General features: G+C 55.5%; 27 protein-coding genes. 7 read left to right on the top strand and 20 right to left on the bottom strand.

Annotated features, from left to right (window positions below):
* From AC5TBW_RS15585 to AC5TBW_RS15515, 15 genes are all read right to left on the bottom strand, one after another.
* Positions 1 to 534: a phage tail protein I gene (locus AC5TBW_RS15585; protein WP_495509437.1), complete on the bottom strand. Its 534-nt coding sequence runs from the start codon at positions 532 to 534 to the stop codon at positions 1 to 3.
* Positions 527 to 1417 carry a baseplate assembly protein gene (locus AC5TBW_RS15580; protein WP_495509436.1) on the bottom strand — a complete coding sequence of 297 codons (891 nt, stop codon included), beginning with the start codon at positions 1415 to 1417 and terminating at the stop codon, positions 527 to 529. The genes AC5TBW_RS15585 and AC5TBW_RS15580 overlap by 8 nt, the downstream gene beginning before the upstream one ends.
* Positions 1414 to 1755: a GPW/gp25 family protein gene (locus AC5TBW_RS15575; protein WP_495509435.1), complete on the bottom strand. Its 342-nt coding sequence runs from the start codon at positions 1753 to 1755 to the stop codon at positions 1414 to 1416. The genes AC5TBW_RS15580 and AC5TBW_RS15575 overlap by 4 nt, the downstream gene beginning before the upstream one ends.
* Entirely contained in the window at positions 1755 to 2306 is a 552-nt protein-coding gene (locus tag AC5TBW_RS15570; RefSeq protein ID WP_495509434.1) for a phage baseplate assembly protein V, read from the bottom strand. Before AC5TBW_RS15570 ends, AC5TBW_RS15575 begins: the two co-directional genes overlap by 1 nt.
* A gap of 76 nt (positions 2307 to 2382) precedes the next feature.
* On the bottom strand, positions 2383 to 2841 hold the full coding sequence (locus AC5TBW_RS15565) for a phage virion morphogenesis protein (protein WP_495509433.1): 459 nt from the start codon (positions 2839 to 2841) through the stop codon (positions 2383 to 2385).
* Entirely contained in the window at positions 2831 to 3325 is a 495-nt protein-coding gene (locus tag AC5TBW_RS15560; RefSeq protein ID WP_495509432.1) for a phage tail protein, read from the bottom strand. Before AC5TBW_RS15560 ends, AC5TBW_RS15565 begins: the two co-directional genes overlap by 11 nt.
* Positions 3288 to 3533, bottom strand: a complete 246-nt coding sequence (lysC, locus tag AC5TBW_RS15555; protein WP_495509431.1) for an Rz1-like lysis system protein LysC — start codon at positions 3531 to 3533, stop codon at positions 3288 to 3290. The genes AC5TBW_RS15560 and lysC overlap by 38 nt, the downstream gene beginning before the upstream one ends.
* Positions 3433 to 3855, bottom strand: a complete 423-nt coding sequence (gene lysB, locus AC5TBW_RS15550; protein WP_495509430.1) for an Rz-like lysis system protein LysB — start codon at positions 3853 to 3855, stop codon at positions 3433 to 3435. The genes lysC and lysB overlap by 101 nt, the downstream gene beginning before the upstream one ends.
* Positions 3852 to 4325 (bottom strand): lysozyme, encoded by a 474-nt coding sequence (locus tag AC5TBW_RS15545; protein ID WP_495509429.1) that lies wholly within the window; start codon positions 4323 to 4325, stop codon positions 3852 to 3854. The genes lysB and AC5TBW_RS15545 overlap by 4 nt, the downstream gene beginning before the upstream one ends.
* Complete coding sequence (locus AC5TBW_RS15540; protein ID WP_495509428.1) at positions 4315 to 4518, bottom strand: hypothetical protein; 204 nt, start codon at positions 4516 to 4518, stop codon at positions 4315 to 4317. Before AC5TBW_RS15540 ends, AC5TBW_RS15545 begins: the two co-directional genes overlap by 11 nt.
* Before the next feature lie 48 nt (positions 4519 to 4566).
* Positions 4567 to 4791 carry a tail protein X gene (locus tag AC5TBW_RS15535; RefSeq protein ID WP_495509427.1) on the bottom strand — a complete coding sequence of 75 codons (225 nt, stop codon included), beginning with the start codon at positions 4789 to 4791 and terminating at the stop codon, positions 4567 to 4569.
* On the bottom strand, positions 4788 to 5273 hold the full coding sequence (locus AC5TBW_RS15530) for a head completion/stabilization protein (protein ID WP_495509426.1): 486 nt from the start codon (positions 5271 to 5273) through the stop codon (positions 4788 to 4790). Before AC5TBW_RS15530 ends, AC5TBW_RS15535 begins: the two co-directional genes overlap by 4 nt.
* Before the next feature lie 113 nt (positions 5274 to 5386).
* Positions 5387 to 6070: a phage terminase small subunit gene (gene gpM / locus AC5TBW_RS15525; protein ID WP_495509425.1), complete on the bottom strand. Its 684-nt coding sequence runs from the start codon at positions 6068 to 6070 to the stop codon at positions 5387 to 5389.
* Positions 6071 to 6072: 2 nt separating this feature from the next.
* Positions 6073 to 7140 (bottom strand): phage major capsid protein, P2 family, encoded by a 1068-nt coding sequence (locus AC5TBW_RS15520; RefSeq protein WP_495509424.1) that lies wholly within the window; start codon positions 7138 to 7140, stop codon positions 6073 to 6075.
* 15 nt (positions 7141 to 7155) lie between these two features.
* The gene (locus tag AC5TBW_RS15515) at positions 7156 to 7968 is read right to left on the bottom strand and encodes a GPO family capsid scaffolding protein (RefSeq protein ID WP_495509423.1); all 813 of its coding nucleotides are present in this window, start codon (positions 7966 to 7968) and stop codon (positions 7156 to 7158) included.
* Positions 7969 to 8115: 147 nt separating this feature from the next.
* Between AC5TBW_RS15515 and AC5TBW_RS15510 the strand changes: the two genes are divergently transcribed.
* The 4 genes from AC5TBW_RS15510 (at position 8116) to AC5TBW_RS15495 (ending at position 12516) form a co-directional block, all read left to right on the top strand.
* The gene (locus AC5TBW_RS15510) at positions 8116 to 9897 is read left to right on the top strand and encodes a terminase large subunit domain-containing protein (RefSeq protein WP_495509422.1); all 1782 of its coding nucleotides are present in this window, start codon (positions 8116 to 8118) and stop codon (positions 9895 to 9897) included.
* The gene (locus tag AC5TBW_RS15505; RefSeq protein WP_495509421.1) at positions 9894 to 10940 is read left to right on the top strand and encodes a phage portal protein; all 1047 of its coding nucleotides are present in this window, start codon (positions 9894 to 9896) and stop codon (positions 10938 to 10940) included. Before AC5TBW_RS15510 ends, AC5TBW_RS15505 begins: the two co-directional genes overlap by 4 nt.
* A 130-nt stretch (positions 10941 to 11070) precedes the next feature.
* On the top strand, positions 11071 to 11832 hold the full coding sequence (locus AC5TBW_RS15500; protein WP_495509420.1) for a DNA adenine methylase: 762 nt from the start codon (positions 11071 to 11073) through the stop codon (positions 11830 to 11832).
* 75 nt (positions 11833 to 11907) lie between these two features.
* Positions 11908 to 12516: a hypothetical protein gene (locus AC5TBW_RS15495; protein WP_495509419.1), complete on the top strand. Its 609-nt coding sequence runs from the start codon at positions 11908 to 11910 to the stop codon at positions 12514 to 12516.
* Positions 12517 to 13114: 598 nt separating this feature from the next.
* Here the strand turns inward: AC5TBW_RS15495 and AC5TBW_RS15490 are convergent.
* From AC5TBW_RS15490 to AC5TBW_RS15480, 3 genes are read right to left on the bottom strand one after another with little or no spacing between them, the layout of a single operon-like run.
* The gene (locus AC5TBW_RS15490; protein WP_495509418.1) at positions 13115 to 13582 is read right to left on the bottom strand and encodes an RING finger protein; all 468 of its coding nucleotides are present in this window, start codon (positions 13580 to 13582) and stop codon (positions 13115 to 13117) included.
* Between the two features lie 47 nt (positions 13583 to 13629).
* Positions 13630 to 14169 (bottom strand): hypothetical protein, encoded by a 540-nt coding sequence (locus AC5TBW_RS15485; RefSeq protein ID WP_495509417.1) that lies wholly within the window; start codon positions 14167 to 14169, stop codon positions 13630 to 13632.
* A gap of 29 nt (positions 14170 to 14198) precedes the next feature.
* Complete coding sequence (locus AC5TBW_RS15480; RefSeq protein WP_495509416.1) at positions 14199 to 14711, bottom strand: DNA adenine methylase; 513 nt, start codon at positions 14709 to 14711, stop codon at positions 14199 to 14201.
* A 713-nt stretch (positions 14712 to 15424) separates the two neighbouring features.
* Between AC5TBW_RS15480 and AC5TBW_RS15475 the strand changes: the two genes are divergently transcribed.
* From AC5TBW_RS15475 to AC5TBW_RS15465, 3 genes are all read left to right on the top strand, one after another.
* Positions 15425 to 16153 carry a Crp/Fnr family transcriptional regulator gene (locus AC5TBW_RS15475; RefSeq protein ID WP_495511977.1) on the top strand — a complete coding sequence of 243 codons (729 nt, stop codon included), beginning with the start codon at positions 15425 to 15427 and terminating at the stop codon, positions 16151 to 16153.
* A gap of 226 nt (positions 16154 to 16379) precedes the next feature.
* The gene (gene thpD, locus AC5TBW_RS15470; protein ID WP_495509415.1) at positions 16380 to 17393 is read left to right on the top strand and encodes an ectoine hydroxylase; all 1014 of its coding nucleotides are present in this window, start codon (positions 16380 to 16382) and stop codon (positions 17391 to 17393) included.
* A gap of 118 nt (positions 17394 to 17511) precedes the next feature.
* Complete coding sequence (locus tag AC5TBW_RS15465; protein WP_495509414.1) at positions 17512 to 18177, top strand: fumarylacetoacetate hydrolase family protein; 666 nt, start codon at positions 17512 to 17514, stop codon at positions 18175 to 18177.
* A 176-nt stretch (positions 18178 to 18353) separates the two neighbouring features.
* Here AC5TBW_RS15465 and speA read toward each other — a convergent pair whose 3' ends face one another.
* Positions 18354 to 20270: a biosynthetic arginine decarboxylase gene (gene speA, locus AC5TBW_RS15460; RefSeq protein WP_495509413.1), complete on the bottom strand. Its 1917-nt coding sequence runs from the start codon at positions 20268 to 20270 to the stop codon at positions 18354 to 18356.
* Positions 20267 to 21226: a homoserine kinase gene (locus AC5TBW_RS15455; protein WP_495509412.1), complete on the bottom strand. Its 960-nt coding sequence runs from the start codon at positions 21224 to 21226 to the stop codon at positions 20267 to 20269. The genes speA and AC5TBW_RS15455 overlap by 4 nt, the downstream gene beginning before the upstream one ends.
* Between the last annotated feature and the right edge of the window lie 72 nt (positions 21227 to 21298).

Here is a 21298-nt window from a genome sequence, read left to right as displayed (position 1 = left end):
CTACTCCTCGGTTTGAATGCGTCGGTAGATCGTTGGGCGGGCGGCGGCATAGGTGCCGATGCCGCCTTCGGCCGCAATGCCTGCGACCAGGTTGAAGTGGCTGCGCACCGGCTTAACGCGCATCACTTCCTGCACGATGTCCTCCTGCAGTTCGGCGGCGTAATTGTCGGCGCGCACCGTCAGCACCAGTTCAAACGTGTGGGGCGTGCCCCTGGGGTGGGTCTGCCACCACTCGCGGATGGCGACCCCGGCGCCAAACGACTCGACCACACGGCGGACGGATTGCACCGTGCCCCGGCGGCGGTGGATCTCGACGGCCTGGCGAATGCGCTGGCGTTTGATCTGCTCGGACCAGTAGGGCTTCCATGCCGCCACACCTAGCGACCAAGCCAGCCAGGGCAGCAACTCTGTGGGGCAGGTGTCTGGGTTCCAGAGGTCGCGCAGCGGCGTGGGGACGTTTGAGACACGAGCGGTGGTTTCGGCGGTGCTGCGTTCCAGTGGGGTGGCATTGGGGGGCAGCAGGCTATTACTCATCGATGCCCCCATCGGTCAGATTAATGTTGGTGCAGTAGGCCGCTTGCTGACGATTGACCGTGATGGTGGCCACCGGGCTGGTCATTTCTACGCGCTGAACGCCGGGTCGGTGCAGGGCGGCATACAGGCCTGAAAGGGTGATGTCTTTCCCCAAGCGGTGCTGTTCGTTGGCGTAGCGCTGGGCCATTTCCTGCGCTTCGGCCAGCACGACCTGGCTATCGGGGCCGGGGTAGAAGTAGAGCGTGGCGGCGATGGCGTAGGTCAGGATCTTGGCGCTCTGTACGGTGACGAAGTCGGTCAGCGGCCGCACATCTTCCGCGCTGACGGCGTTATCAACGGTGGTGAGCAGTTCGTTGCTAGCGGTGCCATCGCCTTCCCTGGCCAGTACCGTAACCACGACTTCACCAGGGCTCGGGCTGGTGGCACTGGCATCCAGTACCTCGCCGGTGGCGGAAAGAGCGTGGTAGATATAGGCGCCTTCTGGCCCTGCGGTGGAAAGCCCCTGTAGCGAGAGCAGGATACGCCGGCGAAAGTCGGCATCCGTTTCATACACTGGCGGGATCAGCGGTATGGCCGCAGGGTCGCCGGGTGAGATTTGCAGGCGCTGAACATTGAACAGGGCACCCAGGTTGTCGAGATCTTCCTTGGCGGCATACGCCAGCATCACCGCACGGGCCGCTTCATTGACCCGCTGACGAACCAGCATCTCCCGATATGCCGCTACTTCCAGCACCTTGTAGATGGGGTCGGATTCGGCCGGTACGTCAAACGCCGGGTAGCGTTCCTGTAGGTCGGCCAGCAGCTCGGCAAGAATGGCCTCGTAGTCGATGGCGTCGACTACGTTGGGCACCGGCAGTTGGGAGAGATCGATGGCGATACTCATGGTGCGGGTACCTCCAGCGCGATACGTTCCCCGCTATCCACCCGCTGGGCGGAGATGATCAGATCAAAGCGGCCGGGGCGCTGTGTAGAGACTTGGCGGGTGATTTGCTGCACGCGAATGCGTGGCTCCCACTTCATTAGCGCGACCACCGTGGCGGAGTAGGCGCGCAGCGCCGTGGGCCCATTGAGGGGCTGGTCGATCAGTTCCGGCAGCAGCGAGCCGTAGTCCCGCCGCATGATACGAGAGCCAATCGGCGTGGTGAGAATGTCGATTACCGATTGCTGGATATGAGTCAGTGAATCTAGCCGTCGGCCGGTGTGTGCGTTCATGCCTGCCATTAGACCGGCCCCTGAGTATTGGCCGAGCCGGGCTGAATGCCGCCATGGGCATGGTCGTGGCCGATGTTTTTACCGTTGTGGCTTAGCTCGCCGCCTTGCTGGGTGTATTTGCCTTCCCGGTTGAGTTCGCCTTTATGAGCAATGTTGCCCTGCCAAGTGGTGCCACCGGGGGCGGTGATCTCGATAGCACCGGGCAGGCGGATGCGCAGCACACTGTTGGCGTGGTCGTACTCGAATAGCCCTTGATCCGGAAACAGCCTGCGCCACAATGCGGCGGTCTCTGCCGGTGCGGGGTATGCATCGGAGAAAAGCCCGGTCAGCACCACGCCAGCGGCAGGGTCTCCACCGGGTGAAAAGAGGATCACCTGCTCGCCTTGGGTGGGCGGATTCCAGTCCCGTGTGGTGCCTGCGCGGCCTTCGATCCACGGCAGCCAGTCGGTGAGCAGCTCGCCGGTTTTGACGCGCACGCGGGCAGCGGCGTGATCCACCTCGGCGATAGTGCCGAGGCGGATCAGGTTGTGCAGCAGGCGGAGAAGTTCGGGAATATTCATAGCCGCTATCCTGCGGCGGCGTTTGGCGAAGGCGAAGCGGCGGCGGGTGTGAGTAGAGCTATTTACACCGAGACGCTTATACCGAACTCAAATGGTTCAATACCGAATCCATGATGTGCTCTTGATCCAGCGCGGTGAAGCCGAGCAGTTCCCGCTGGGCGTACTCGACGCGGGGGCCGTCGCGGCTGACGCGATCTTTCAGGCCGCGTTGGTGAGTGGTGGCGATGCGGGCGACGTTGCCGAAGAAGCCCACCACGGCGGTGTCGCCTTGGGTGGTGGCCTTGAGCCACTTGGTGCTGGAGAGTTTGCTGAACATGGCACGGCGTTTGATGCTGCCCTGCTGGGCGCGCAAGCGTTGTTCCTTACGCGGGGCGAAGGGTGTGCCATCCGGGTTGGTTTGGGCGCGGATTCGCTCCCGCTGACGGCGGCGAAGATCTCGCGCTACGTTGCGGGCCAATGTCCGGCGCTGTTTTTCGTTCAGCTTGGCCAGCAGTGGCCCGACCCACTCCTCTAACGCTTCCATATTATCTGCCATGCGTGCTTTCCCACTCGGCGACCAGGGTGTAGTCGTCGTCTGCCTCGCTATCACGAATCAACAGTTGCCAGCGGGCGGCTGGGCAGCCGGTGGCCTCGAAGCGGGGCAGGGCGTGATCGACCTTGATCTCACCATTGTCGCAATCCACCTTGGCCAGCACTCGCTCGGTCAGCTTCACCCGCAGGGCGACATCCACGGATTGGTGGCTGAGGATCTCGGCTTCGAAGCTGATGGCTTCCGTTGGGTCGGCATCCGGCTGGTATTCGGCCAACCATTTCAGCAGCGGTACGATGATGGTGTCGAGATCCGCGCTGAAGTCGGTGAGTACCAGTTGGGCGGTGAACTGGTATTCGTGTGTGAGGTTGGGGCCCCGATGAAATTCGATGCTGCCTTCTTCCACGAAGGTGAGCAGCCGATCGGGGTCGTTGGCTAGTGCCGGTACTGCTTTAATCAGGTGGGCGCGTAGTAGGTGGAGTTTTTTCATCGGCGTTCTCGTGGCAGGCAATAACGGCATCGACCTCGGCGGCGCACTGTGCCCAGGCGGCTTCGGTGCGTTCCAACTGCAGGTCTAGCTCGCCATTGGTGAGCGGGTTACTGGCGGGGAGGGTGCAGGGGCTCGGCGTCGCGCACTGATTGGTGATAAGCATCGGCGCCGGTGACCGCGGGACGGCGGCGCATCCGGCTAACAGCATCAGGCAGGCGAGCGGTAGCCCAAGCGCGAAGCGTTTCATTTTCACGATGTAGCTCCTCGATGGTGGTGAGACGGTTGGAAGCAGTGCGGGCCAATGAAGCTTGCTGCTGGGCCAGGGCGCGGCGCTGATTGGCTTGGCGGCGGGTGTTGTCCCATAGGGCATTGATGACCACCTCGTTTTGCGCTTCGCGCTGCAGGGATTCGGCCAGTTGCCGTTCGGCAAGGTCGGCGCGGGCCTCGGCGGCGTTGGTGCGCTGCCAGAGCGCCCAGGTGACCAGTAGCACCAGTGCAAGGATGGCGAGGGCGGCGAGTAGGCGGTTCATGGTGCTAACCCCTCCAAACACAATTCGCGCTCCGTAGCGCGGCGTTTGACTAGGCCGTTGAGTTTGCGCCCCCCGGCATAGACCCAGCGGGAGAGCTCGTGGCAGGCACCGCGTAGATCGCCAGTATTGAGCTTGCGCAGCAAAGTGGATCGGGCGAAGTTGCCTGCCCCGACGTTGTAAACAAACGAGGCGAGCGCGGCGCGGGTGGGTGCTGGCAGTTCGACCTGGGCGCGGCGATCTACCACTGCGAAAGCATCGCCCAGATCCTGCTGCAGCAGGGCGGTGCATTCGGCTTGGCTGAGGGTTTGCCCCATGCGCACCGTGGCGGTATGGCCGTAGCAGATGGTGGGTATGCCCACAGGGTCGCGGTAGGCGGTAGGCTCGTACCCTTCATAAAACGAGACCACGGCGGTGGCGATACTGATGGCACCGGCGGCCAGACTGATGCCGAGTTTGGTTTTAAGACCCACGGCGTTTCTCCCAGTAGTGGCGCAGGCGGGTGAGGTAGCGGGGAACCAGCAGCCCGATCTGCAGCGCGAGGTAGAGCAGCGTTAGCACCGTGACCCAGTCGGCGGGCGTCATGCCGCCGACATGCAGCAGCGAGACGATGGCCGGGGGCGCGGCCTTGGCGCTTTCGGTGGTGATTTCAAAGTGGTGGCTCATTCGGGCCTCGGTGTTGTGACCATGCGCGGCAGCGGGCGCAGTAAAAAGTTAATCCCATAGGTTCACCGTGGGGGCGCGCTGGGTGGCTTGGGGAATAGCGGGCAGTGCCACCGGCGTGCCATGGGGCAATAGCGGCCCTAGTTCGGCCAGCCCTGGGTTGGCGGCTAGCACCTGCTCGGTGACGCCTCGCGTGGTGCCGTAAAAGCGGTAGCAGATGGCATCCAGGGTGTCGTGCTGTTCGGCGCGGACTTTGGTTAAGTTAGCGGGGGTCATATCAGCTCGACCGTGCTGTGAGGCCGACCTTCGATCTCGCTTATTGCCCAGGCGGCATCGCGGCGGTAACCGTCGGCGGGATCTTGCAGGCGTTCGCCACGTTCGCGGCCGCTGTTGGTGGCATCATAATTCGCGTAGCGTTCTAAGAGACTGGCGTGGGCAGTGGAGTAAACAGCGCGCAAATAGAGCACGTTGAAGACTTCCGGCGTTTGCCAAACCGGAATGGGCAGCGCTTCCATGGTGGGGTAGCCCGCCTCGACCTTGGTCTGCTGCCAGTGACGCAGCACACGGTTCACCGTGGCCATGGCGGCTTTTAGTGCGGATTCGATGCGGGCGTTGGTAATAGTGGTATCCAGCCGGTGAGTCTCCCGGAAGTCGCTGGGCTGGATCGCCGGCCAGAAGCCATTATTTTCGAGACGGTTCTCGATGGCGGTGGCTTCGGTTTTGCCGCTGTTGGTGCCTGCCGAGATAAAGCTGCTCATCGGGTTACCTCAATTGAATAAAAGGGGGTGGGCGGCGTTCGAGCATGGGCATGGGCTTAGGTGTTAGTGCCTGGCTCTTACGTCGCGCCCCCTGACGTCGGCGGTCGACTCTGTTAGCTGTCAGCCTTTGGCTGTGCAGCGTTTTGCTTCAGCTCGCGTTCCAGGCGTTCGAGGTCTTTCTTCACGCCTATGCGGTCGTTGAGTGTTAGGGCGCGCTCCAGATTGACCTGGGCATCTTCCAATTGGCCGGTAGCCCGACAGGCGTAGCCCAGCGCCTTATGCAACTTGGCGCGGATCTGATCGTGCATGTCAGCGTCGCTGGTGAGCTGCTCTACATCGATCAGGTGAACCAGTAGGGCGGTGGTATCGGCTCCCTCTTCATCCAACTGCTTTAACGCCTGGTCGGCGACCTCTTCGGCGATGATGGCGGCTGTGCCACGCTCGAATTGATCCGGCGGGGTGAGACCGTGCTTGATGGCGTACTTGGCGATCGCAATGGCTCCGGCAAGGTCACCGGCATCGATTCGCCAGAGCATGACGCGCATCAGTACGTCGTCCTGAGCGCCTTGCCCGGCTTCCAAAACGCCGGTGATGTATTCGGCGTACTTGGGCAGGATCTCGCGCTTGATCTCGGCCTTGCGCTCCATTGATTGGGTGGATTTGAGCAAGCGGTAGTCTTCAAACAGCGCGGCTTGCATGAGCTCAAAGGCTTCGCCTTGCATGGGTGCTTCACCGGCATCAGCGGCCGCGAGGGCGGCGCTGACGCGTTCAAAGTGGCGGCGGGCTGGGCTGGTCATTGTTACTCCGTTATCCCGTTGCGAGCAGCTTCAGACAGCTCGATGTTTTCTACCAAGCAGCCCGCACCGAAGTCCTCTACCACGTAGGCGTCGTTAGAGGATTCGAAGTTTTCCACGCGGTTGCGACGGGGGTTCTCGGTGACATAGCGGCGGCGGGCGCCGTTCTGCCAGTAGACCGAGAGGTTATCGAGGGTGGTGACCATCAGCGCGTTATCAGGGAAGAAAGGCACATCCATGCCTTGCAGCCCACCGATGCGCTTCTGACTGATGACCAGGTCGGCGGCCAACTGCTCGCTAGGCGGTAGCTGGTTGAGCAGTGGGAAATACTTATCAGCCATGAGATTGCGGCCGAGGATGACCACTAGACTTGGCAAACGGCGGAACCATGGGTCCAGCAGGCTACTGACTGCGTCTTGGACAAGCGCGTCTAGCGTGGCGTAGTCACCTACGATGCCGGTTACTTTGTTCGTATCGTCTTTTATCTTTGTGTGGTCAATGAGGATCTTGCCGTTGGTTTTACCGTTTTTCATCACTCGCTGAGGAGCCTGGGTGCGGTAGTGCTGCAGCCAGCCGATGTTGACGTCTTCCAGGTACGGGTTGGCCACCGGGTCGGTTTGCGCAGAGGCGGTGATGCCGTTAAAACCGATCATCATGCGGTCCAGCGCCTGCTGACGAACGATGACATCGCGCACCATGGCCTGGAAGTTGGGGAACTTGGCCCAGGCATCCAGCTTGGCGTAGCCCAGGTGGGTGTCGAATTCGGTCATTCGGCACTCATAGCCTTGGGCGTCCAGCGTGGTGAGGTCGCGGGTTTTGCGATCCTGATTGTTGACGTTGGTTCGGGCGGCGATGGGGCCGGTAACACCCAGAGCGAGCTTTTCGCCTTTCAGTTCATCGACGCCGACCATGTTGATGCGCGAGAGGAAGTCGCTGGATTCCTGAATGCGCTTCTCCAGACGCTGCTGGATGGTGGGGTCGACGGCAAATTTCTGGGTGGCGTCCGGGACGCCGTTGAGCTTCGCCACCTTGGTGGCGAAGTTGTTGAAGTGCGAGCGGGTTTCGTTGCGCATGGGCGTGGGCGTCTCTTAGCAGTCGGTTTCGATGGTGCCGTCGTTGCCGGTGGCAGGTTTGCGCGACGGGCGGCTGGGGGTGTTGTCGAGCTTGGAATAAAGCGCGTCGAACTCTTCTTTCAGCGTGTCGTGGGCGCTTTTGAGCTCATTGAAAGCGGCCTGGGTGGGGCGCTTCTTAAGCGCTTCGCTAAGTGCCTGGTGTTTTTCCACGAACAGGCCGAGGGTCTCTTCCAGGTCGGCGCGGAAGGCAGCGAAGCCTGCTTCTGTTTTGGCGTCCTGCTTTTTGAAGAGTGCTTTGACGCGATCGGCAAGAGAGGGGCCTTTGTCTTCCGGTTCTGTGCTGAATGAGAGCTCGGTTTCAATGGCTTCAGAGAAGAGGTTTTCCGGGCGTTGCTTGCGGGCAGCCAGCGGGGAGTTCTTACCTTCCGACGCGCTGAACTTGAGCATGGACGTGCCGAGAGAAGCGGGGGAGTCGGTGACGGCTAGGCCAACCAGGTACGCTTCGCCGGAATCGGCAAAGTCGAGATCGATCTCCATGGAGGTGTAGATCTTCTGGCGTTTTTCGACCATGGCTTTGAGCTCATCGGTCGGGTCGATCTCGGCGTATAGGCCGAGCTTGCCGTCGTCGCCCTCTTCGGTTTTGAGCGCGGTGACATCGCCGTAGGCTTTGAAGGGGCCTTCCGGCAGCAGACCTTTGATGTGTTCCATATTGACCCGGCAGCCGTAGTTGTCGGGGTCGAAGTTGGCGGCCATTTGAGTGAGCCATTCGGCGCTGATGGTGCGGCCATCGGTGGTTGCGCCTTCTTTTGCAATGCGGTGCCAGGGCATGGTCGGGCCTCGGTATGTGGGTTGGGCGTTTGGCTGCGGTCAGGTTCCCCGCACACGCGGCTTGGCTCAATGAGGGCTGGGTGTAAGTGGCGTTACTTACACCGGGTGGGGCAATCGTTGTGATACCTGCACGGGTACGCTGGCGGCATGACTCCCCAAGCGCACATCGACGACGATCACTACCGCCTTTCTGCCCGCCATCTTTTTTGGATGGGGTGGCGGATTGCGCGCATTGCCGAGTTCCTGGAGATACCCAGGGCGACCATTGATTCGTGGAAAAAGCGCGACTCATGGGACGACGCCACGCCGACCCAGCGGGTAGAGGGCGCGCTGGAAGCGCGCCTGGTGCAGTTGATTTGGAAGGAGCAAAAGGAAGGGAAAGACTTCAAGGAGATCGACCTGCTGGGCCGCCAGATCGAGCGGTTAGCGCGGGTGCATAAGTACCAGGACAGCGGGAAGGAAGCCGACCTTAACCCCAACATTGAGCGCCGTAACTCGGGGCCGAAGAAGAAGCCAGCACGCAACAGCGTGGGTGACGAAGGTGTCATTCAGATTGTCGAGGCGTTCGAGGCCTCGCTGCTCGACTATCAACGTGATTGGTACCGGGCGAAAGAAACAGAAGCGATCCGCAACATTCTCAAGAGTCGTCAGATCGGGGCGACCTGGTACTTCGCTCGGGAAGCGATCGCTGATGCCCTGGAGACTGGGCGCAACAAGATATTCATGTCGGCGAGTAAAGCCCAGGCGCATATCTTCAGAAATTACATCGTGCGCTTCGTGTTCGAGACGACCGGCGTGGAGCTGAAGGGCGACCCGATTATTCTCGCTAACGGCGCCGAGCTGCACTTTTTGGGAACCAACGCCAAAACGGCGCAGGGTTACCACGGCGATACCTATCTAGATGAATATTTCTGGATTCACGGCTTTGAACAGTTCCAGCAGGTGACGTCAGGGATGGCGATGCAGAAGCAGTGGCGAGAAACCTATTTCTCTACGCCCTCATCTGTCACCCATGAAGCCTATCCGTTCTGGACGGGCAGCCATTTCAACGAAGGGCGTCCCAAAGCCGACCATATCAAAATCGATGTGTCTCACAGCGCCTTGTCTGGTGGCCGACGCTGTGAGGATGATCACTGGCGACAGATCGTCACGGTTGAAGATGCCGTGGCACGCGGCGGTGACATCCTGCTCGATATTGACAAGCTTCGTCGCAAATATAGCCCCGATGCCTTCAAGAACCTGCTGATGTGCGAGTTCGTGGATGACACGCAAAGTGCCTTCCCGCTGGCGATGATGCAGCGCTGCATGGTGGATAGTTGGGATGCCTGGCGGGATCTAAAACCCTTCGCGCCGCGGCCCTATGGCGAGCATCCGGTGTGGATTGGTTACGATCCGGCCGGAGATAGTGAAGATGGCGATGGGGCTGGCCTTGTTGTGGTCGCACCGCCAAAAACCTCCGACAGTAAGCACCGTATCCTGGAACGCCACCGGTTGAAGGGCCGCGACTATGAGGCCCAATCAGAGTTTATCCGCAGCGTCACCCACCGCTATAACGTGACCTTTATCGGCATCGATACTTCAGGCCTGGGTGAAGCCGTGGCCCAACTGGTGGCGAAGTTCTTCCCCACCGTCACCCGTTACCGCTATACCCCGGAAATGAAGTCGCGCCTGGTAATGCAGGCGCAGCAGATCATCAATAAGGGGCGGCTTGAATTCGATGCAGGCTGGGTGGATCTCGCCCAGTCGTTTATGGCGATCCGCCGGGAGCTGACAGCCTCCGGACGCCAAATGACCTACACCGCTGGGCGCAATAACCAGACCGGCCACGCTGACCTGGCGTGGGCGACCATGCACGCCTTACACAATGAGCCACTCGATGGCCCGGTCGATCACGGCACGGGCCGTTCCCTAATGGAGTTATACGGATGAGCGAAGCGGCAGCAGCGCAGAAGCCGCGGGTACGCGTGCCTGCTTATGTGAAAGACACCGAGACCACGACCGCGCCTGCCAAAGCGGAGGCGTTTAGCTTTGGCGAGCCGACGCCGGTGATCGATGGCTATGACTTTTTCTACACTGGCTGCTGGATGTTGGGCAATGAGTGGTACGAGCCACCGGTGGATTTTCCGGCGCTCTCCCAGACCTATCGTGCCACGGCGCACCATGGCTCGGCCATCCAGGTGAAACGCAACATTCTGGTGCGTTCGTTTATTCCTCACCCGCTGCTCAGCCGCCAGGCATTCAGTGCGCTGGCCACTGATTACCTGGTGTTCGGCAACTGCTACCTGGAAAAGATTTATGGTCGCTTGAATAGACTGTTGGCACTGAAACCAGCGCGGGCGAAATACGTTCGCCGCGGCGCGGATCTTAGCCGCTACTTCTGGGTGCCCAACTGGTCCGATCGCAGCGAATTCGACGAGGGCAGCATCATTCACCTGCTGGAACCGGACATTAACCAGGAGGTGTATGGCGTGCCGGATTACCTGGGTGCGCTGCAGTCGATCTACCTCAACGAAAACGCCACGCTGTTCCGGCGCAAGTATTACCTCAATGGCTCCCACGCGGGCTTTGTGATGTACGTCTCCGACGCTGCCCACAACCAGGAAGATATCGACGCCATGCGCTCGGCGCTAAAGGAATCGAAGGGCGTGGGCAACTTCCGCAACCTGTTTATGTACAGCCCCAACGGTAAGAAAGACGGCATCCAGATCATCCCGATCAGCGAGGTCGCCGCCAAGGACGACTTTGCCGCGATCAAAAATATCACCCGCGACGACCAGTTAGCAGGTCACCGTATCCCACCGCAACTGATGGGCATCATCCCCAACAACACCGGCGGGTTTGGTGACGTGGAGAAGGCCGCCAAGGTATTTGTCACCAATGAGCTGGAACCGGTACAGGCGGTGTTTAGTGAGATCAACGACGTGCTGGGAGAAGAGGTGATTCGGTTTAAAGAGTATTCGCTAGACCCATAAATAAAAAAGCGCCTGGCATGACCAGGCGCACATCGCTCGTTTCATCCCTGAAAACAGTGGGAGCGTCCCGGCCCCGCAAGCGATACCAACTACTGTATATCAATACTGTATATTTGAACAGGTATCATGGATGATGAATCGACCGATATTGCCCTGGATGGGCGGCAAGCGACGTTTGGCCAAACAGATCCTACCGCTCTTCAAACCGCACACTGCCTACGTGGAACCGTTCTGTGGCGGTGCTGCGCTCTTCTTTATGAAAGCACCCAGCAAAGTGGAAGTCATCAACGACGCGCATGGGGAGCTGGTAAACCTCTACCGCGTGGTGAAGCACCACCCTGATGAGCTGGTGAAGCAGTTCCGCTGGGGACTGATTAGCCGGGAAGAATACCTCACTCAACGAGAGATCGACCCGCACCACCTAACCGATATTCAGCGGGCGGCGCGATTCTTCTACCTGCAAAAGCTGGCGTTTGGCGGCAAGGTGAGCGGCCAGACATTTGGCACCTCTGCGGTTTCCCCACCACGAATGAATCTCCTACGCATTGAGGAAGATCTCAGCGCCGCGCACCTGCGCCTGGCTCGTACAGTGGTTGAGCACCTTGATTGGGCAGAGTGCATCCGTCGTTACGATCGGGAAGGGACGCTGTTCTACCTCGATCCACCTTATTGGGGTACAGCCGGCTACGGCCGCGACTTCCCGCTTGAGGGGTACTACCGCATGGGTGAGCTGGCCCGTGAAGGGAAGGGGCAGTTCGTGATCAGCGTTAACGACACACCAGAGATGCGTGATGCTTTCCAGGGCTTAACCCTAAAAACAACTTTAATTAGGTATACTGTAGGGCAGCAGGCGACCGAGCCACGCGGTGAGCTGATCATCACTAACCGCTAGGGTGGAAGCCAATTTATTAACCAAAACCGCCCCATTGAGGGCGGTTTCTAATGTTCGCATTTAAGGAATTAGACCATGCAGGAGCTATTTCTGAACCTGATCGCACGGTTTTTCAATAGACAACGTAATCTCGATGATCTTTGCGATGCTTTGGAAAAATATCAGGAAGATGAAGATAGCCCAGCCAGACAACTTAGGCTCGAGGCGGCTTTTTTCAAAGCTTACAAAAAAAGTGCGTCAGCGAAATTTATTGATCGTCTTGCGCGTAGTGACTGGGGGCCTCATGAAGCGCTTAGTGTGTTTGGCCGTACCTCACCTGTTTTCAGATGTGACTTCGACACCCATAACCTCACTCATGGACGCTGGATCAATTTTTCTCGTACAAAGCGAGCGCTACTTTCCCTAGCATTAGGATTGCCAGCATTGATGGTGGGTGCTGCCTTCGCAATGGTGGGGGCTTTCCTTTTGTTTAATGTTTTCTTGAGAATCTTTTCAGCTGGTGAAGCTGCGTTGCTGGGTGGTGATTTGGGGCAGGTTCTAAACTTTTTCTTGGCTACAGTGTTTGGGATTACCCTAACAATTTCTGGTGGTTATTTTGTCTACTCTGCTTGGGATCTGATATCTGCTTTAGATAAAGAACACCGAGCTCAGAAGCTGTACGAGATGCTCAATTCAGATCCATAGTGGCCACCCACGGCGCGCCGTCGACTCCCCGCCCCGCCTGCGCGCTAAACCTGTGTGATTTTATGCACTATTGCGGCAGGCACTCAGGCTCCGCCATTGCTGGGCGGAAGGGCGGTTATAAGGGAAGTTATTTTCATGCGTTTTCATGCGAACTTAAGCAGTGGTGTCGGAGCAGGTAGGGGAAGTACAGAGTTTGATTATTTTGTCCTGGTTTCATTGCACCACCTAGAAGCAATTAGCTACGTAGTTCAATTCGGTAAACGATTGAATTACAATGTCTGGGTGATCGGCTTTCACATAGTTTTTTGGCGCTCAACTCACTGATTTTTATATTTAATTGTAATATCTTGTAATCAGTAGGTCCCGGGTTCGACTCCTGGTGTCGGCACCACTAGAAAGTGGTTAAAAGCAAAGCGTTAGAGACTCAGATTAAGCCGTCCGAAAGGACGGCTTTTTCGTATGTGTCGACAAAGTGTCTACAGCGTAGTGTAAACGCGCGCCGCATTTGGCACTTTCTAGCGGTAGACTTGGCACTGTTTGAAAGAACAACAGTGCCAGAATTTTGCAGCTAATTTGGCACTACCTAAACCGTTTGAAGCTACTGGCGCAAGCCACTGTGAATGACTCTCCTCTTAGCATAGCGAGGGGGCTGGTCTTGAAGCCAAGCCACGTACTTACAAGTCGGGCATTTGTAGTTGAGATTATTCTCTGACATAGGAGTTAACTTACCTGACTCTTTGCAAAAGTGGCAGATAGCATGGGGTGGGTTATCCTCATTCACGAACTCCTCCCTGAGCTTCAAAATAAAATACCCCTTCGGGGATTTTTCCATTCGATACTGATCAAAGCGCGCCTCTTGGCTGAGTTGGATTTTCATCTCCCTATTTTCGTCAACTAGCCGATGATGCTCAGTAAGTAATTCAAGGAGATCGGACTGTGCTGTAGTCAGCTTGTCCATGATGTCGCTCATTGCCGCATTGAGCTGCGCACGGTCGTTTACGTCCTTGGCAGAACGCGCCAGATCAAGCGCTCCCTTGACAGCTGTTACTGCTGCTCCTATTTCCATCAGTTATCCTCGTTACCTATTAGCTTTTCCACACTTCATAATAATTATTAGCGCTTGGTTGTATGTCCCGAAATAATCTCATCAGCTAAGACTAAGGCCCGTTCTAAAAAATCGACATCTTGCTGAAAGCCATGCTGGCCACCTACTCCTGTGTAGAGTATCCCGCCGGGTATAACATCCTGAACCACGCTCTCAATTAAGTGGTAAAGATGCACTATACGTGATGCCTCCTCAGGCTCCAGCAAGCCAAGCCTAGCAGTATTGCTTTTATAGATAATGAAGTAGTCCCCAGGCACATTTACTGACATTGTGCTTATGCGTCCCTCTGCACCCTCGCGTAAAGCCTCTATGTAACCTCGGGCGCGAATGATCTCGGCCATCCCTGATATCTCGGCGATCAGGGAAGCGCGAAGGGTACGAGCCTGTCGCTTCTCCCTGCGACGTTCCAGCCAAACAACAGGAATAAATGCTGCGAAAAAGCCAACAATGCCTGAAATGGCAGGAGGCCCGAGATCGCTCAATAGAGAGCTGTTCTGTTCAACTGCAGCCTTTACTTCAGCCATCTGTGTAAGTAACTGTGTTGCCACCTCTTGTTCCAATTGAGTTCTTCGGTTATCTAAAACAATCCCGCCGGTTCTGCATCCACATCCCAGCTAAATATCAGCACCTCTTTGGCGTCTGAGCCTTTGCCGCCGCCTATGGTGTAGCGTATGTCGGTGGTTTCGATGTGGTAGCCCGCGAAGATCCGGCGGATGTCTTGGTGGTCATTGAGGCTGATGATGCCCTTGAGCTTTGCCAACATGCTCGCCATTTCTTCGTACTGTTCTATGCCAAAGGGTACCCCATATCCCTCCGTCTGCCAGTAGGGCGGGTCCATATAGAAGAGGGTGTGTGGGCGGTCATACCGCTCAATGCAGTCCTGCCAGCTTAGGTGCTCTATAAAGGTGCTTGATAGGCGCAAGTGAGCCGCTGATAGCGTCTCCTCTAAGCGCAGCAAGTTCAAGCCTGGTGGTGTGGTGGTGGCAGTGCCAAAAGTTTGGCCTTCGATCCGGGCACCAAAGGCGTTCTGCTGTAGGTAATAGAAGCGGGTAGCACGCTGTATGTCAGTGAGCGTTTCGGGCCGTGTCATCTTCAATCATTCAAACACTTGGCGGCTGGAAAGTGCCCACTTGAACTGCCTTACAAACGCTTGCTGCGCCATAAATAGTAACTGGCTTCTGTGAAATCGTACCGACGGCAGAGTTCTTTGATGGGCAGCCATGCTTCTGTTTCGCCAAGGAAACTAATGGTGAGTTATTCGGTGAAACGCTTTTTCATGTCCAAATTCCTTACGCATTGAATCCGACGCTAAAGTTTAGCGCTTCTCAATCTGGTGGTGACGTCGCGTCCATCAACACAAAGCCCTTTCCCTGGGATATCCCGGATTTTTATGGAGAGAGAAAACTTCCAGGCTATAGAGTAAATAGTCTGGAGCTGGGTTGTGAAATTATTTTTATAATATAGAAATGTTAATGTTGTGGTGATAAGAGCTTATTTGTTAACAGAGGTGGTCGTTGGTGATTAAAAAATATGCTATTTTTGGTTCAGTTAACGTGTGTCTAGGTTGATTTTTTTTATTTCTATAACTTACGTTATAAACCGTTTTTTCATTTTAGTGTTTAATGGTGAAGATTGTGCGTTCAGTATGATTCTTTAAAGTTATAATTTTTTGTATGTAACTGTTTTCTAAATGCAATTTTCTAGCTGCAGTGTGGTTTGGAGAGGGCAGACCAAGCGGTCGATGTCCAAAGTGATATTGCTGTCAGGAGAAACTCTAATGCCCAGGTGTTTCAAGTGTTAGAAATGCCCAGTAAGCTTATTACGCTTAGTGATATTCTGAGCCGTTACGGTAAGCTCGGCGAAGAGTCCCAGGAGCATCTGTCAAAAATTAGGCGACGCAGTGTAGAGCTAAAAAAAAATCAGAAATTATATGCATCAATTCAGGATAAAGAAGGAATATTTATAGTCAAAAAGGGCTGGATTACGTTATGTCATTCATTGAGTAATCGTAGTCAATATATTTGCAATGTTTATATGCCCGGCGATATTGTTGGCGTGAGAGAAAGTTTTATTAATAACTATGGTTTTTCGATATGGGCATTAGAGAATTGTGAACTTGATACGATTGCTGTCGATGATGTGCATTTCTTGTTTGAGGAGTTTTCAGACATTAAAAGAGCAATCGTTTCTTATATTATTGTTAATGATAATATTGCTATTGAAAGATTAAGGAGTTGCACCCATCATAAGGCCGAAGAGAGAGTTGCGCATTTTTTATTGGAAATTTTTGCTCGCTATAAACTCAAGGGTATGATTGTTTCTGATTATTTTCCTTTTCCTATTACTCAGGAAGTGGTGGGGGAGTTATTAGGTATTACAAGCGTGCATGTAAGTCGGTGTATGACCGCTTTAGAGCAGAAAAAAATGATTCGTAAAACCAGAAGTACAATCAAGCTGTTACAGCCAAAACTAATGGCTGAGAATACAGGTTTTGACGAAGAACTGATCTATGGTCATCTGAAGATAATGTGATAATTTGATTAACTGGTTTTTAATTATTTTTATTATATTAATGTTTTTAAAACGAGGAGGTTGTGGAAGATAAGTTAACTCAGGTTATAAATATGTCCGTTCAATTTTTTTCACGTAACATACGTTATGAAAAGCATTGTTAAACTTGCATGCTTATATAGTTTGTCTACTCTACTCCCTGCAATATAGTTCGACCTGAAACCTAATCATACAAGGAGTGGATTAGATGACAGTCAAAAGCACACCGCTAAATTCTGTAAACGCCCATAAGCAATATAGCGAAATGGCCGACACACCTAATGTTCATAACACACAGGCTCACAGTACTGAGGTTCAGCGTAAACAGGGTCAGGATGCCTACCCGTCGCGCTTGGCTGACGCCCCTGAGAACACGTGGTTACCGCGACAAGATGCGGTAGTTAAAGGGCGCCAACTTTCCGGCCCTTTAAGTCAGTCGCAGCTTGATGAGTTCGAGCGTAAGGGGTTTTTGTTTATTCCCAACCTCATTGAAGGCGCAGAGCTTGATGAACTGTGCCAAGAAATGAGTGCGTTGATGAGCAACGACGATTATCTAGATAAAGAGTTCAGCGTCACTGAGCCAGAGAGCCAGGAATTACGTTCGCTATTTGCGGTGCACTTTCTCTCTGAACGTTTGGGCCAATTGGCCAGCGACGAGCGGGTAGCAGGCGCGGCGCGTCAAATCATTGGCGATGACCCATACGTTCATCAGTCGCGGATTAACTACAAGCCTGGGTTTGCCGGTAAGGGCTTTAACTGGCACTCCGATTTTGAGACATGGCACTCGGAAGATGGCATGCCAGCGATGCACGCAGTAAGCGCTTCGCTGATCCTGACCGATAACCATGAGTTCAATGGTCCGCTAATGCTGATTCCCGGTTCGCACAAAAAGTTTGTGCCGTGCCTGGGGGAAACGCCGGAAGACAACCACAAAAGCTCGCTGAAAGCGCAAGAGGTGGGTGTGCCCAGTCCGGAGGCACTTGCCGAGCTAGTGGCTGAGCATGGTATCGAAGCGCCAAAAGGTAAGGCGGGCGGCTTACTGTTGTTTGATTGCAATACCTTGCACGCGTCAAACGCAAACCTGTCGCCAGACCCGCGTAGCAATGTGTTTTTTGTTTTTAACCGCCGGGATAATTGTGGTGATGCGCCCTATGCAGCTGCTAAGCAGCGCCCTGACTTCTTGGCGCATAGCCCAGACCAGCAGGCGCCGCAGTATCGCTAACCAGTGGTGGGGAAACAAAATCATAGAGGAAGGCTGTGGAACCTTCGTCTAGGTGGGGTAAACTGTTGCGCCTGTCGTTGCAAATGCGGCACGCATAATGAGAAGGAGAATACCCGCCATGCGTTTTGTTCCACAGTTTACCGATGGCCAGGAGTTTCCCCACACGTTGGGCAAAGTTGTCTGCATCGGCCGCAATTATGCCGACCATGCGAAAGAGCTGGATAATCCGGTTCCTACAGAGCCGTTGCTGTTTATTAAACCAGCAACCAGTGTCGTGGATCTAAGCAAGCCCATCGATCCGCCTTTTTCTCGCGGCGATGTTCATTATGAAACAGAGCTTGCTCTGTTAGTGGGTGAAACCTTAACTCATGCCACGCAAGATGAAGCCGAACGTGCGATCGTTGGTATCGGCTTGGCGATGGATTTAACCCTTCGTGATGTGCAGACCAAGTTAAAAGAGAAAGGCCATCCTTGGGAGATTGCTAAAGCATTTGATGGTGCCTGCCCGCTTTCATCGTTCCTGCCGTTAAGCCGTGTACCTAATTGGAATGCATTGGCTTTTACGCTTGAAATTGATGGTGTAGAGCGTCAGCACGGTGAAGGTTCCGATATGATTTTTGCCATACCCACCCTGGTCGCTGAAATGAGCCGTCATTTCACCTTAGAGCCGGGTGATGTGATTTTAACCGGTACGCCGTCGGGGGTAGGTGAGTTAGTTCGCGGTTCATCACTGCGCTTAACCTTGACCGGTGGTTTGGATATCGAAACTAGCGTGGTTGAGTAATAGAAAGCAGAGTAATAAATGGCAGAAAATAGCCGACTATTACAACGATAGAGTAGATAGCACGCCAAAAGCACTGGCTATCGTAAGCTCAATGGAAACGCCACCCCACAATCAGGGTGGCGTTTCTTGTTTTGAGCTACCAAAATGCGCTCTTCAAGACCAAGCGCTCAACCTCGTTACTCAAGATAGGTGTAGCCTTCCAGCCCTTCGCTTAGGCTTGCTGCAAAGCGTGCCTGTTCGTCGGCAGAGAAGCCGCTTGCCGCCAATTGATCGGTGAGCTTTTGCTTGAGCACATTGGCATTGAAGTTAACGTAGGCCAGTACATCGGCCACCGAGTCTCCTGCCAGTGGGTTTGAAAGCGTCCACTCGCCGTCTGCATTGAGCGCAGCATCAACGGAATCAGTGTCGCCGAACAGGTTGTGAAGATCGCCAAGAATCTCCTGATAGGCGCCTACCAGGAAGAACCCTAACCAGCGCTCGTCATCGGATGCCCATTCGGGCAGCGGCAGGGTGCTCTCCACGCCCTGGCCATCGACATAGCTGTCGATGCGGCCATCGGAATCGCAGGTAATATCCTGAATCACTGCTCGACGCGTTGGCGCTTGATCCAACCCGCTAAGGGGCAACACCGGGAATATCTGCTCGATGCCCCAAACGTCAGGCACCGATTGGAACAATGAGAAGTTGACGAAAAGCTTATCGGCTAGCTTCTCCGCTAACTCGTCCATAATCTCACGGTGGGCACGGTTACGGGTGTCGAGCTGGGTACGCAGCCGCGCGCAGGCGGCCATATACACCCGCTCGCCTTCAGCGCGGGCGGTAATATCACTCAACCCCATCACAAAACGTTCCTGCAACTCGCTCACCGCTTGAAGCAGATCGTGCCACGCTTCTACCAGCATGCGTGGCTCCTGGGGGGTCGCGAGTTGCTCAAATACACGCCACAGCAACTCAACTTGAGTATCCTCTTGAGCGTGTCGTTCCGGCGGGGTGTGATCAATACGCTCTTCGCCAATCACGTTGGTGATGAGCACTGCGTGGTGGGCGGTTAGCGCGCGGCCAGACTCGCTGATCAGATGGGGTTGGGGTAGGTCCGCCTCTTGGCATAGTTGAGCAAAAGCGCTCACTACGTTACGGGCATATTCGCGCATCGAGTAGTTGGCCGAACAGAAACTGCGTGAGCGGGTGCCTTCGTAATCAATGCCCAGCCCACCGCCTACATCCACGGTGTCGATAGGCGCGCCCAGCTGCATAAGGTTCTGATAGAACCGCGCGCACTCGCGTAAGCCTCGCTGAATATCGCGAATATTGGCAATCTGAGAACCCAGGTGGAAGTGCACAAGCTGCAGACTTTCCAGTGCATCCTCGCGGCGTAAGGTGTCTACCACCTCAAGAATCTGGCTGGCAGTCAGGCCGAACTTGGATTTTTCGCCACCGGTATTCTGCCATTTTCCTTTACCCACTGAGGCAAGGCGGGCACGCAGGCCAATACGCGGGGTAACGTCCAGCTCGCGGGCCTCTTCCAAAATCAACTGCAGTTCGGAGAGCTTTTCGACCACCAAATAGACCTTATGGCCGAGCTTCTCACCCAGCAGGGCTAGCCGGACATATTCGCGGTCCTTGTAGCCATTACAGACAATCAGTGAAGAGCCACCGTCTGAAAGTGCCAACACCGCCAGCAACTCAGGCTTACTGCCCGCTTCCAGCCCTACGCGGCCACTACCGCGCTCGGCAGTGGCCAGAATTTCCTCAACTACCCGGCGCTGCTGGTTTACCTTGATAGGGTAAACAGCAGTATAGCCACCCTGATACTCGCAGTCGCTCATGGCGGCATCAAAGGCGCCGCATAGCTGCTCAACACGGTCATGAAGAATATCGCTAAAACGTACCAGCACCGGTAGACGCAGCCCGGCGCTTTGCAGTTGGCGCACCAGCCCACTCAGCGGTAGCGTCGGACCTTCTGCATCGCTGCCCAGCGGACGAACCAGGGCTTGGCCGTGGTCATCGACATCGAAATAGCCGCTGCCCCATTGATCGATATTCCAGGTGCGCCGTGCGCGCAGCGCCGGGCTAGTGGTGGCCGTCACACTCATGCAGTTACCTCTGGCAGTGGCAGCGCACCGTGGGCAATGCGCGCATTTAAAATAGTACGGAAACGCTCCGGGTCGTGGGGCGTCAAATCGTGGGCCGGGGGATCAACGTAAACCACCAGCAGGCGCGACAGCCAATAACGCAGCGCCGTCATACGTAACATGGTAGGCCATAGCTCACGCTCAGCCGTGGTTAATGGACGCCGCGCAAGATAGGCGCTCAAGAGCGTGTCGTAACGCTCAGCGTTGAGCGTACCGTCCTCGTTAGAAGCCCAATCGTTGATCACAATCGCCAGATCAAATAGCAGATCGCCGGTGCAGCCGTTATAAAAGTCGATGATGCCGCCCAACTGATCACCCTCAAACAGGGTATTGTCGCGGAAAAGGTCACCGTGCAGAGCGCCTTGTGGCAGCTCATTGTGTTGAATAAAGGCGCTCTCAAAGTCGTCGACTTCATCCTTCATCAAGGTTTGATCTGCTGGGCTTAAATAGCTCAGCACCTTGTGGTGCATCACATGTAACCAGTTTAGGTCGCGCGGGTTTGGACGGTGCCCAGGGAAGCGTTTTGAGACCACGTGCATGCGGCCCAGGGTGTCGCCCAAGGCACGGCATTGCGCCAAGTTAGGCGCTTCTGGGTGACGGCCGGGCAGGCGCGGAAATAGCAGCGCCGGTTTGCCTTCCAGACTGTGCAGCGCGATACCTTCGCGGTCATGTACCGTGCCGGGCACCGGGAGGCGGTGCTCGTCTAAATAGTCCAAAAGTTCGACAAAGAACGGCAGCTCTTCGTGCTCACCCTGTTCAAACAGCGTTAAAACGAGCTCGCGGCGGTCGGTAGTCACAAAAAATGTCGAATTTTCAGTGCCGCCCGCAACTCCCTGAAGGGAAACGAAACTACCTACATCAAATTTTTCTAAAAACGCGGCGACCTGTGCGTCGCTAAGCGGGGTAAATACAGCCATGAGAGTCTCGCCCAGGTTGCTAAGCCCATTATTGTAGCGGCTTGGTCGCTGAGTTGGCAGCGTTGTTGTCGA

Source organism: Vreelandella sp. ssv (assembly GCF_059448525.1).
This window is presented reverse-complemented; position numbering and strand designations above follow the sequence as displayed.